We start from the raw sequence: 11,460 nt of genomic DNA, 5'->3' as shown, positions 1-11,460 counted from the left end.
GAGAACATCGGCATCCATACATGATCGACTATGCTTGAGCAGCGAAGGGAAACGGAAGTGGTTCGACACCCCATGGACATCAAGTTCACCAACCGGCTGTCCTACAAGCAGGCCCGGCTTACCGTGCTGGTCGGTTTCATTCTGGGCACCCTGCTCAGTCTGCTGCAAATCGGCATCGATTATGCCAGTGAAGACGCCTCTATCAACCGTGAAATACAGTCTTTACTGGAAATCAGCCACAACCCCGCCTCGCGTATCGCCTACAACATCGACGCCGAACTCGCCCAGGAATTGACCCTGGGTCTGCTGCGCTCACCCGCCATCATCGGTGCGCAATTGATCGACAACAACGGTTCGGTGCTGGCCAACGTCAAGCGCCCCGGCGTTCAGAGCAGCTATCGGCTGATCAGCGACGTTCTGTTTGGTGCCAACCGGGTGTTCGAAGACCGTCTGTATCTGGATCACTTGCCGACCGAATCCCTCGGCACTCTGCGCCTGGAAGTGGACACTTACTCATTCGGCAACCGTTTCCTGCGACGGGCCGAGATCACGTTGCTCAACGGGTTCGCCCGCAGTCTTCTGCTGACCGGCATCCTGTTAGCGCTGTTCTATGTGATGCTGACCAAACCCCTGGTGCGGGTCATTCGCGAACTCAGCAGTCGCGATCCGCGCAGCGTCGAACCGACCTGGCTCGAATACCCGGCGGGCCATGAAAACGATGAAATCGGTGTGCTGGTCAAGGTGGCGAACCAACAGTTTGAAAACATCGCGACTGAAATCCAGCAACGCCGCAACGCTGAAAACCGTCTGACGGACTACCTCGGCCAATTGGAAAACATCGTTTCCGCCCGCACGGCGGAACTCAAGGCGATCAACACCCGGCTCAGCCAGTCCAACCAGGAACTGGAGATGGCGCGAAGCACGGCGCTGGACATGGCCGAAGCGCGCTCGGTGTTCCTCGCCAACATGAGTCACGAAATCCGCACGCCGCTCAATGGTCTGCTGGGAATGATCGCGCTGTCCCTCGACGGCCCGCTCAATGCCGAGCAACAGCAACAACTGTCCATCGCGCATGACTCGGGCAAAGTGCTGGTGGAATTGCTCAACGATATTCTTGACCTGTCGAAGTTCGATGCCGGCCAGCTTGAACTCGAACACATTCCGTTCGACCTTGGCGCACTGGTCGAGGACACCGCCAACCTGCTGTCGCAAAACGCCGCGCCCAGTGTTGAATTGACGTGCCTGATTGACCCGACCTTTCCGGCACTGGTGCTCGGTGACCCGACCCGGGTGCGGCAGATTGTCAGCAACCTCTTGTCCAACGCGCTCAAATTCACCCGTTTCGGTCGAGTCGATGTGCGCCTGTCGACGTTCCAGGAAGGTGTCAGAATCGAGGTATGCGACACCGGCATCGGTATTGCCCAGGACGCCCAGGTCAAGATCTTCCAGCCCTTTACCCAGGCCGGTGCCGGCATTACCCGGCAGTTCGGCGGCACCGGGCTGGGGCTGGCCCTGACCTACAACCTATGCGAAGCCATGCGGGGACGCCTCACGATCAGCTCGGAAGCGGGCTTCGGTAGCCAGTTCTGTGCGGATCTGCCGCTGCCTTGTCACACCCGCGCGCTGCATCCGGTCACGTTGCGCGGCAAGGTCATTGCCATTACCGCCGCCAGCAGTGGCCTGGCCGAATTATTGAAGAGTCTGCTACCGGGTTGGGGGCTGGATTATCAGCAGCGCTCGATCGATGACTCGCTGATCGGCCTGAATCCTGATGTGGTCATCACCGACTGTCCCGAGTGCCTGTTCGGCCTGCGTCCCACGTGCACCGCGCCGATATTGCTGGTGACCGCCTACGGCAGTTTCATGCCCAGCGAAGAAGCCAGTGCCCTGGCGCCCCTGCAACAGCAGGCGCGACCACTGGCGCGCAATGCCTTGTACCAGACGTTGCGGCGAGTCCTGCTGCCGGAAATCAACACCCTCAACGATGCCCGACTCGAAGCGCTTACCCCCCAGCGACGCGGGCGGGTGTTGTTGGTCGAGGACAACCCGGTCAACCAACTGGTGGCCAAGGGCATGCTCGGAAAACTCGGCTGCGAGGTGACTGTCGCGGCGCACGGCGCAGAAGCGCTGGATCAGTTGGAGAGCCATGAGTTTGATTTGGTGCTGATGGACTGCAACATGCCGGTGATGGACGGTTACGAGGCCAGTCGACAAATCCGCCGCAGCGGACGCTGGCCACAGTTGCCCATCGTTGCGCTGACCGCCAACGCCATGTCCGAGGAACGCGAACGCTGTCGGGCGGCGGGCATGAGTGACTACCTGGCCAAACCGTTCCGTCGCGAAGAACTGGCGGCGCTGCTGGATGTGTGGATGCCGACTATGACAGTGCGTTGATCTGCCCCAACAAGTGATCGAGGCCGTCGCGCAGATCGCTCAGGCGATCCAGATCGACGCCGCTGTCGCACAACAGACGAGCCTTGAGCGGTCCGACTTGCTCACGCAACGCCTTGCCGGCAGGCGACAGACTCAGGTGCACCTCGCGCTCATCCCGGGTCGACCGCCGACGTTGAACCAGTTGCAGCTGCTCAAGCCGCTTGAGCAACGGCGTCAACGTGCCGGAATCCAGCGCCAGGCGCTCGCCCAGCGCCTTGACGGTCGGCTGCTCCGGTGGCGCTTCCTGCCATTCCCACAACACCAGCATGGCCAGGTATTGCGGGTAAGTCAGGCCGAGCTGATCAAGCATTGGCTTGTAGGCACGGATCACCGCCCGGGACGCAGCGTACAACTTGAAGCACAGCTGGCTGTCGAGCTTCAGGGAATCGATGGACAAGCTGTTCATTTGAGCAGGGCTTCGATCTCGCGGCTCAGGTCCTGCGGTTTGGTGGCCGGCGCGAAACGCTTGACCATCTGGCCATCCTTGCCGATCAGGAACTTCGTGAAGTTCCACTTGATACCCTGGGAACCGAGCACGCCCGGTGCGCGTTTTTTCAACTGAACGAACAGCGGATGGGCGCCGGCGCCGTTGACATCGATCTTTTTGAACAGCGGAAAGCTGACACCGAAGTTCAGCTCGCAAAACTCGGAAATCGCCCCTTCGTTCCCCGGCTCCTGCTTGCCGAACTGGTTGCACGGGAAACCGAGCACGACCAACCCCTGGTCCTTGTAGGTTTGCCACAGTTGCTCAAGGCCTTTGTACTGTGGAGTGAAACCGCATTTGCTCGCGGTGTTGACCACCAGCACGGCTTTACCGGCAAAATCGGCCAGAGTCTTTTGCTCGCCCTTGATCGTGGTGCACGGGATGCTCAGCAGGTTATCGCTCATGATTCAGGCCTCGGTGTAAGGAAGAGAATCCAAACATAGCGAGCAATTGAATTGTGTGCAATTCAATAAATCAAATCTCTTCGTTAACTGTAGGAGCGAGCTTGCTCGCGAAGAGCGTAAACGATAACGCGTGCATTCAGGATTGACACCGTGTCCTTGAAATCTTCGCGAGCAAGCTCGCTCCTACAGGAGTCGAGGTGAATCAGCGACGAATCGCATAAGCAGGTTACCCCCGCGGTACAAGATCCAGGCACACCGAGTTGATGCAATACCGCAGCCCCGTCGGCGGCGGACCGTCGGGGAACACGTGGCCCAGATGCGCGTCGCATTTGCCGCAGACGACTTCGGTGCGAATCATGCCGTGACTGATATCCCGGATCTCGACCATGGCGCTGTCGCCAATCGGCGCGTAGAAGCTCGGCCAGCCACATCCGGAATCGAACTTCGTGCTGGAGTCGAACAGCGGCTCACTGCAACAGATGCAGTGGTAAACACCGTCGACCTTGCTGTCATTGTATTTGCCGGAGAACGGCCGCTCGGTGCCCTTGAGGCGGCACACGTTGTACTGCTCCGGATCGAGCATCGCTCTCCATTCTTCCAGGGTTTTTTCCAACTTTTCCATCATCACACCTCAGCAGTTGAAAAAGCCCGATCTGTACCTTTTCCACGGATCGGGCGGCACGTATGATTGCGCCTCGTCAAACGCCAGTCTGGCAGCCCGACCACGCGCATTCAAACGGATTTATGGGTGCTGCCTCTCAAGGCGTCAGGCCTGTGTGAATACGCAGGATTCCCAGCACGGTGGTCATACGCCGCCTGGATCGTTCATTTTCGGGAACACATCGCCATGCAGGTCAGCAAATCGAACAAGCTCGCCAACGTCTGCTACGACATTCGCGGCCCAGTGCTCAAGCACGCCAAACGCCTGGAAGAGGAAGGCCATCGCATCCTCAAGCTGAACATCGGCAACCCGGCGCCCTTTGGTTTCGAAGCGCCGGATGAAATCCTCCAGGACGTCATCCGCAACCTGCCGACCGCTCAGGGCTACAGCGATTCCAAAGGCCTGTTCAGCGCCCGTAAAGCCGTCATGCAGTACTACCAGCAGAAGCAGGTAGAAGGCGTGGGCATCGAAGATATTTACCTGGGCAATGGCGTTTCCGAACTGATCGTGATGTCGATGCAGGCCCTGCTGAACAATGGCGACGAAGTGTTGGTGCCGGCCCCGGACTACCCGTTGTGGACCGCAGCCGTGAGCCTGTCCGGCGGTAACCCGGTGCATTACCTGTGCGACGAGCAAGCCAATTGGTGGCCGGATCTCGCTGATATCAAGGCCAAGATCACCCCGAACACCAAAGCGCTGGTGATCATCAACCCGAACAACCCGACTGGCGCCGTCTATTCCAGAGAAGTGCTGCTGGGCATGCTGGAACTGGCGCGCCAGCACAACCTGGTGGTTTTTTCCGACGAAATCTACGACAAGATTCTGTACGACGATGCCGTGCACATTTGCACCGCATCATTGGCGCCGGACTTGCTGTGCCTGACCTTCAATGGCCTGTCCAAGTCCTATCGCGTGGCCGGCTTCCGTTCCGGCTGGATCGCCATTTCCGGGCCGAAACATCACGCCCAAAGCTACATCGAAGGCATCGACATGCTGGCGAACATGCGCCTGTGCGCCAATGTGCCGAGCCAGCACGCGATCCAGACCGCCCTCGGTGGCTACCAGAGCATCAACGATCTGGTGTTGCCGCAAGGTCGTCTGCTGGAACAGCGCAATCGAACCTGGGAACTGCTCAATGACATCCCCGGCGTAAGCTGCGTCAAGCCCATGGGCGCGCTGTATGCATTCCCGCGCATCGACCCGAAAGTCTGCCCGATCCACAACGACGAGAAATTCGTTCTCGACCTGCTACTGTCGGAAAAGCTGCTGGTCGTGCAAGGAACCGCTTTCAACTGGCCATGGCCGGACCACTTCCGCGTCGTGACCCTGCCGCGCGTCGATGACCTCGACATGGCCATCGGGCGGATCGGTAACTTCCTCAAATCCTACCGCCAGTAACCGTCTGGCCGCGTGCGATTTCTGGTGGGAAGTCGCACACGGATTAATTCAGCAACATTTCTTCATGCCTCGACGGGCATCCCCTCTTCTACTGCCATGCACCCGTCCATTTCGCCGCCGCGTCTAACAACGACGGGACCTGCGACGCGAATCGGCTGACAAACGCTTCCCCTGCGCGCGTCGGAAATACCCTTCAACCGACTAGACTCTTGCTGTAGGACACAGTTTGAAATAGTCACCCGGTTGAATAGCCCGGTGCGGCACCTTATATACCCCGCAGTAAGCTACATCTTTAGCGAAAGGAGATTTCTACAACCATGATGCGCATCCTGCTGTTTTTGGCCACTAACCTGGCGGTCGTGCTGATTGCCAGCATCACCCTGAGCCTTTTCGGCTTCAACGGGTTCATGGCGGCCAACGGGGTTGACCTCAACCTCAATCAGCTGCTGATTTTCTGTGCGGTCTTCGGTTTCGCCGGTTCGCTGTTCTCGCTGTTCATCTCCAAGTGGATGGCGAAGATGAGCACCAGCACCCAAATCATTACCCAACCGCGCACACGTCATGAGCAATGGCTGCTGCAAACGGTCGAGCAATTGTCCCGGGAAGCCGGGATCAAGATGCCGGAAGTCGGGATTTTCCCGGCCTACGAAGCGAACGCCTTCGCCACCGGCTGGAACAAGAACGACGCACTGGTCGCGGTCAGCCAGGGCCTGCTCGAGCGGTTCTCGCCGGATGAAGTGAAAGCCGTTCTGGCCCATGAAATCGGCCACGTGGCCAATGGCGACATGGTCACCCTGGCCCTGATCCAGGGCGTGGTAAACACCTTTGTCATGTTCTTCGCACGGATCATCGGCAACTTTGTCGACAAGGTGATCTTCAAGAACGAGGGAGGCCAGGGCATCGCCTACTACGTGGCGACCATCTTCGCCGAATTGGTCCTGGGTATTCTGGCAAGCTCCATCGTCATGTGGTTCTCGCGTAAACGTGAGTTCCGTGCCGATGAAGCCGGTGCAAGACTGGCGGGCACCAACGCGATGATCGGCGCCCTGCAACGTCTGCGGGCGGAACAAGGTCTGCCGGTGCACATGCCGGACACCTTGAATGCGTTCGGCATCAACGGTGGCATCAAACAAGGGTTCGCCCGCATGTTCATGAGCCACCCGCCGCTGGAAGAGCGTATCGACGCACTGCGTCGTCGCGGCTGACAGGTTCGGCACCCAAAGAAAAGGCCCGCAGCGATGCGGGCCTTTTTTTTGTCTGCTTTATTTTTGCGTTTCTTTTCAGGACCTCATCGTCGGAACGCCGCCCGGGGCAAGCCCGCTCCCACAGGATTTTGTAATCTGCCATAGAGTGCAATCACACCTAAAACCCTGTGGGAGCGGGCTTGCCCGCGATGAGGTCAGTACAGACAAACATCAATTACCGGGCAGAAACCCGGTACACCCGCTCTTCAAGCCGAGTAACGCCACTCTCGACAAACTTCCAGCTCTCCCCCAAAACATCCTGGTCTTCCAGTACCTTCAGCGCCCACATGTTGCCAAACAACCGCTGCACCTCGTCATCAAGCACGGCAAACGGCGGGCCATCTTTTTGGCTCTGGTCGTAATCCAGCGTGATCAACAACCCCAACGAATCCTTCGGCAGGATCCGGTTCAGATGCGCCGCGTACTGCTCGCGCATTAGCGGCGGCAGGGCTATCAACGCGGCACGGTCGTATAACGCGGTGCAATCGGCCACATCGCCGGCGGTCAACGCGAAGAAATCACCACACCACAACTCGATCGACCCTGCGCGATAGACCTTGAACGGCCCCTGCTCGCTGACGTCCGGGTCAAATTGGTGCTCGTCGAAGAAGTCTTCAACGGCCTTTTCCGACAGCTCAATCCCCAGGACTTCATGACCCTGATGCGCCAGCCACAACAAATCCAGACTTTTCCCACACAACGGCACCAACACACGGGCGCCGTCTTCCAGTGCCAATTGTGGCCAGAAACGTTGCAGATAAGGGTTCACTTCCGGCAAGTGGAAGCCGATCTGATTCGACTGCCACCGCTTGTGCCAAAACTCCGGCTGCATACATATCTCCGAAAATTCGATCAAAACACCCTAAAACTTATATTAGATTTAGATCAATGATCTGACTGAAGATGACGCCATCTTAACTCTCAGGAGCTCATTCATGTTCCCCAGCCTGTATATATCCCATGGTTCCCCCATGCTGGCATTGGAACCCGGTGCCAGCGGGCCGGCCCTCGCGCGTATTGCCGGCGAAATGCCGCGACCCAAGGCTATCGTGATGGTCTCCGCGCATTGGGAAAGCCACGAACTGCTGGTGAGTGGTCATCCGCAACCTGAAACCTGGCATGACTTCGGGGGGTTTCCCAAGGCGTTGTTCGAGGTGCAATACCCGGCGCCCGGCGATCCGCAATTGGCGACAGAGGTTGTCGATCTGCTGAAAATCGCTGGCCTGCCGGCACGCATCGACGCCAAGCGGCCGTTCGATCATGGCGTCTGGGTGCCGTTATCGTTGATGTATCCACAGGCTGATATTCCGGTGGTGCAGGTTTCCCTGCCAACACACGGCGGCCCTGCCCTGCAAACCCGTGTCGGGCAGGCGCTGGCGATACTGCGCGAACAGGGCGTTCTGTTGATCGGCTCCGGCAGCATCACCCACAACCTGCGCGAACTGGACTGGCATGCCGGCCCGGAAAGTGTCGAGCCGTGGGCCCTGGAATTTCGCGACTGGATGATCGAGACACTTGAGGCCAACGACGAGGCCGCGTTGCACGACTATCGCCGGTTGGCACCGAACGCCGTGCGCAACCACCCAAGTGATGAACATTTGTTGCCGCTGTACTTTGCGCGCGGCGCCGGTGGAACGTTCAGCGTGCGCCACACGGGTTTCACCCTGGGCGCGCTGGGCATGGATATCTACAGCTTCGGATAATCGACGGCCAGGTTTAAACCACGTCAACACCGACATGAATGGCATCGTGGCGCCAAAACTCCAGATCACAGTCGATCAAGCGCTCGTGTTGATCGTAATTGACCCGGGCAATGCGCAGGCCCGGGCTGCCGACCGACACCCGTAACGCCGCCGCGGCATCCACCGACAACGCCGTCGGCACGATCTCGAACCGCACCCGCCCGTAATGCAAGTCGTAGTGCCGCGCGTACAGTTCGGTGATCGATTGATTCAAATCGAACTCGAGAATCCCGGGAAAGTATTGCGGATTCAGATAGTGCTCCACGTACAACACCAGTCGCTCGTCGATCCGCCGCGCCCGGCAGATCTGAATCACGCTCGACAGCGCCGGCAACTGCAACCAGGCACAAACCGCCGCCGATGCCGGTTGCAGCCGCGCCGAAATCACCTCGGTGGACGGCACTCGGCCTTGCGCGCTGACCATCGCGTGAAAGTGACTGCGCTGCATCAAGTTGTAGGCCAGGCGTGGCGGCGACACGAACCAGCCCCGGCGCTCCTCGCGATAGATCTGCCCTTGGGCCTCCAGTTGCAACAACGCTTCGCGCACCGTGATTCGCGTGGTGCCGAACAACTCACTGAGCTTGCGCTCCGCCGGCAGTTTGCTGCCCGACGGCAACAGCCCGTGGTCGAGCTGTTCCTGAAGCACCTGCCCGATCGCTGTCACCGCTTTGGTTGTTTCGATGCGCATCAACGTTACCTATCTGGACTAGACCAGCACTGATTCGGGGCGAACCGAGCCACTAAAACGGCTCCAGCCACTCAGTGCAAGCCTAGGCACTGCGCATGACTGGCAGATGACAACGCCGCTGAACAGTTCAGCAAACCGACTGCCCATTTACCACCAGGCCCTGTCATATCGGCTCCTTGGGCATGGTCTACGCTTACTCCGAAGCCTGAGCATAGATGTGCGAAACATAATATGCGCCGCTGGTCGACATCAAAATGTCATCAGCCGCAACTAGATTGGCTCAGGTATTGCTGACCTAGACCAACACCACCGCAATCGCAGCGTTGAAAACGCCCAAAGGAGCTTCGGAATGAAACAGTTTTTCCTGGCATCACTGTTAGGCTCGACCATTGCCCTGTGCACCGCCGCAATGGCAGCGGATACCGATTTGAAAACCCTGGAAGCCGCGGCGAAAGCGGAAGGTGCGGTCAACAGCGTCGGCATGCCCGATGACTGGGCCAACTGGAAAGGCACTTGGGCAGACCTGGCCAAGACGTACGGCCTGAAACACATCGACACCGACATGAGCTCGGCGCAGGAAATCGCCAAGTTCGCCGCGGAAAAAGACAACGCCAGCGCTGACATCGGCGACGTTGGTGCAGCGTTCGGTCCGATCGCGGTCAAGCAGGGTGTGGTGCAACCGTACAAGCCAAGCACCTGGGATCAGATTCCGGACTGGGCCAAGGACAAGGACGGCAACTGGGCGCTGGCCTACACCGGCACCATCGCATTCATCGTCAACAAAAAGCTGCTGCACGGCTCCGAAGCACCGACCAAGTGGGCTGACCTCAAAACCGGCAAATACAAAGTGTCCATTGGTGACGTGAGCACAGCGGCACAGGCTGCCAACGGGGTACTCGCCGCGGCATTGGCCAACGGCGGTGACGAGAAGAACCTGCAACCGGCGCTGTTGCTGTTCGCAGACATTGCCAAACAGGGTCGACTGTCCATGGCCAACCCGACCATCGCCACCATGGAAAAAGGTGAAATCGAAGTCGGCGTGGTCTGGGATTTCAACGGTCTGAGCTATAAAGCCAAGATGGCAAATCCGGATGACTACACCGTGCTGATTCCTTCTGACGGCTCAGTGATCTCCGGCTACACCACCATCATCAACAAATACGCCAAGAACCCCAACGCCGCCAAGCTGACCCGCGAATACATCTTCAGCGATGCAGGCCAGATCAACCTGGCGCGCGGCAACGCCCGTCCGATCCGCTCCGAACACCTAAAACTGCCGGACGACGTCAAGTCCAAACTGCTGCCGAACGAACAGTACAAAGGCGTGACGCCGATCAAAGACGCGGACGCCTGGGAGAAGACCTCCAAGGCCCTGCCGCAGAAGTGGCAGGAAGAAGTCATTATCAATATGCAATAACGCGGTAAATCCCACATTGGATACTCATTGGAGATCCAATGTGGGAGCGAGCCTGCTCGCGAAAGCAGTAGGACATTCACCTTCTTCGTTGAATGCTCAGCCGCTTTCGCGAGCAGGCTCGCTCCCACAGGGGATGGCTTGCGTGTATGAATTATGGGTCTTCGCGGAGTTCCACCTTTATGAAGCACAACGTCATCCTGGTCGTGCTCGACGGTCTCAATTACGAGGTTGCGCGCCACGCCATGGGGCACTTGCAGGCTTACGTTGGCGCAGGACGCGCAGCGCTCTACAAACTGGAATGCGAACTGCCCGCCCTGTCCCGCCCGTTGTACGAATGCATCCTGACCGGCGTCACGCCGATTGAAAGCGGGATCGTTCACAACAACGTTTCGCGCCTGTCCAACCAGCGCAGCATCTATCACTACGCCACCCAGGCCGGCCTGAAAACTGCCGCCGCGGCCTATCACTGGGTCAGCGAGCTGTATAACAGTTCGCCGTTCGTGGCGGCGCGGGATCGCCACACTGACGATCCGCAATTGCCGATCCAGCACGGTCATTTCTACTGGAACGACCACTACCCGGATTCACACCTGTTCGCCGACGCGGAAAACCTGCGCCTGCGCCATGCGCCGAATTTCCTGCTGGTGCACCCCATGAACATCGACGACGCCGGGCACAAGCACGGCCTCGACACTGCGCAATACCGCAACAGCGCCCGCTCGGTCGACATCATCCTCGCCGACTACCTGCAAGGCTGGCTCGACGCCGGATATCAGGTGCTGGTGACCGCCGATCACGGCATGAACAATGACCGCTCCCACAACGGTCTGCTGCCGGAAGAGCGCGAAGTGCCGCTGTTTGTCCTCGGCAACGCCTTCAGCTTCAACGCCAATGCCGCACCGAAACAGACTGAAATCTGTGGCACGGTCTGCGAACTGCTGGGCGTGGCCCACGACAAACCCGTCTGCCGGGAGCTGCTCAAGTGAACG

General features: G+C 58.8%; 11 protein-coding genes. 6 read left to right on the top strand and 5 right to left on the bottom strand.

Annotated elements, in window-relative coordinates; translation table 11 throughout:
- Positions 1-72 precede the first annotated feature (72 nt).
- Positions 73-2,394 (top strand): response regulator, encoded by a 2,322-nt coding sequence (locus F8N62_RS24570; RefSeq protein ID WP_318181639.1) that lies wholly within the window; start codon positions 73-75, stop codon positions 2,392-2,394.
- On the opposite strand, the gene F8N62_RS24565 is transcribed toward F8N62_RS24570, so the two are convergent.
- From F8N62_RS24565 to msrB, 3 genes are all read right to left on the bottom strand, one after another.
- On the bottom strand, positions 2,378-2,839 hold the full coding sequence (locus tag F8N62_RS24565) for a MarR family winged helix-turn-helix transcriptional regulator (RefSeq protein WP_150713096.1): 462 nt from the start codon (positions 2,837-2,839) through the stop codon (positions 2,378-2,380). The genes F8N62_RS24570 and F8N62_RS24565 overlap by 17 nt on opposite strands.
- Positions 2,836-3,321, bottom strand: a complete 486-nt coding sequence (locus tag F8N62_RS24560; protein WP_150713095.1) for a glutathione peroxidase — start codon at positions 3,319-3,321, stop codon at positions 2,836-2,838. The genes F8N62_RS24565 and F8N62_RS24560 overlap by 4 nt, the downstream gene beginning before the upstream one ends.
- A 226-nt stretch (positions 3,322-3,547) precedes the next feature.
- Positions 3,548-3,943 (bottom strand): peptide-methionine (R)-S-oxide reductase MsrB, encoded by a 396-nt coding sequence (msrB, locus tag F8N62_RS24555; protein ID WP_150713094.1) that lies wholly within the window; start codon positions 3,941-3,943, stop codon positions 3,548-3,550.
- A 225-nt stretch (positions 3,944-4,168) separates the two neighbouring features.
- On the opposite strand from msrB, the gene F8N62_RS24550 reads away from it, so the two are divergent.
- Both F8N62_RS24550 and htpX read left to right on the top strand, forming a co-directional pair.
- Positions 4,169-5,380 (top strand): pyridoxal phosphate-dependent aminotransferase, encoded by a 1,212-nt coding sequence (locus F8N62_RS24550; RefSeq protein WP_090188845.1) that lies wholly within the window; start codon positions 4,169-4,171, stop codon positions 5,378-5,380.
- Between the two features lie 317 nt (positions 5,381-5,697).
- Complete coding sequence (gene htpX, locus F8N62_RS24545) at positions 5,698-6,585, top strand: protease HtpX (RefSeq protein WP_028620675.1); 888 nt, start codon at positions 5,698-5,700, stop codon at positions 6,583-6,585.
- A 214-nt stretch (positions 6,586-6,799) separates the two neighbouring features.
- Here htpX and F8N62_RS24540 read toward each other — a convergent pair whose 3' ends face one another.
- Complete coding sequence (locus F8N62_RS24540) at positions 6,800-7,456, bottom strand: thiopurine S-methyltransferase (RefSeq protein WP_150713093.1); 657 nt, start codon at positions 7,454-7,456, stop codon at positions 6,800-6,802.
- A 103-nt stretch (positions 7,457-7,559) separates the two neighbouring features.
- On the opposite strand from F8N62_RS24540, the gene F8N62_RS24535 reads away from it, so the two are divergent.
- Positions 7,560-8,327 (top strand): DODA-type extradiol aromatic ring-opening family dioxygenase, encoded by a 768-nt coding sequence (locus F8N62_RS24535; RefSeq protein WP_150713092.1) that lies wholly within the window; start codon positions 7,560-7,562, stop codon positions 8,325-8,327.
- A 13-nt stretch (positions 8,328-8,340) separates the two neighbouring features.
- On the opposite strand, the gene F8N62_RS24530 is transcribed toward F8N62_RS24535, so the two are convergent.
- A complete protein-coding gene (locus tag F8N62_RS24530; RefSeq protein ID WP_150713091.1) occupies positions 8,341-9,054 on the bottom strand; it encodes a UTRA domain-containing protein in 714 nt (237 codons plus the stop codon).
- A 349-nt stretch (positions 9,055-9,403) separates the two neighbouring features.
- Here F8N62_RS24530 and F8N62_RS24525 point away from each other — a divergent pair, with 349 nt between their 5' ends.
- Positions 9,404-10,471, top strand: coding sequence for an ABC transporter substrate-binding protein (locus tag F8N62_RS24525; RefSeq protein ID WP_150713090.1), 1,068 nt, complete (start codon positions 9,404-9,406; stop codon positions 10,469-10,471).
- A gap of 179 nt (positions 10,472-10,650) precedes the next feature.
- A complete protein-coding gene (locus F8N62_RS24520) occupies positions 10,651-11,457 on the top strand; it encodes an alkaline phosphatase family protein (RefSeq protein ID WP_150713089.1) in 807 nt (268 codons plus the stop codon).
- Positions 11,458-11,460: the final 3 nt, after the last annotated feature.

Origin of the sequence: Pseudomonas fluorescens, assembly GCF_902497785.1 — a bacterium.
In the GTDB taxonomy this organism is placed as follows: Bacteria; Pseudomonadota; Gammaproteobacteria; order Pseudomonadales; family Pseudomonadaceae; genus Aquipseudomonas; species Aquipseudomonas fluorescens_BO.
This window is presented reverse-complemented; position numbering and strand designations above follow the sequence as displayed.

Coding starts and splice junctions, on each gene's coding strand:
- F8N62_RS24550 (WP_090188845.1), top strand. CDS start 4,169: ATGCAGGTCAGCAAATCGAACAAGCTCGCCAACGTCTGCTACGACATT.
- F8N62_RS24525 (WP_150713090.1), top strand. CDS start 9,404: ATGAAACAGTTTTTCCTGGCATCACTGTTAGGCTCGACCATTGCCCTG.
- F8N62_RS24560 (WP_150713095.1), bottom strand. CDS start 3,321: ATGAGCGATAACCTGCTGAGCATCCCGTGCACCACGATCAAGGGCGAG.
- F8N62_RS24570 (WP_318181639.1), top strand. CDS start 73: ATGGACATCAAGTTCACCAACCGGCTGTCCTACAAGCAGGCCCGGCTT.
- htpX (WP_028620675.1), top strand. CDS start 5,698: ATGATGCGCATCCTGCTGTTTTTGGCCACTAACCTGGCGGTCGTGCTG.
- F8N62_RS24520 (WP_150713089.1), top strand. CDS start 10,651: ATGAAGCACAACGTCATCCTGGTCGTGCTCGACGGTCTCAATTACGAG.
- F8N62_RS24540 (WP_150713093.1), bottom strand. CDS start 7,456: ATGCAGCCGGAGTTTTGGCACAAGCGGTGGCAGTCGAATCAGATCGGC.
- F8N62_RS24535 (WP_150713092.1), top strand. CDS start 7,560: ATGTTCCCCAGCCTGTATATATCCCATGGTTCCCCCATGCTGGCATTG.
- msrB (WP_150713094.1), bottom strand. CDS start 3,943: ATGGAAAAGTTGGAAAAAACCCTGGAAGAATGGAGAGCGATGCTCGAT.
- F8N62_RS24530 (WP_150713091.1), bottom strand. CDS start 9,054: ATGCGCATCGAAACAACCAAAGCGGTGACAGCGATCGGGCAGGTGCTT.
- F8N62_RS24565 (WP_150713096.1), bottom strand. CDS start 2,839: ATGAACAGCTTGTCCATCGATTCCCTGAAGCTCGACAGCCAGCTGTGC.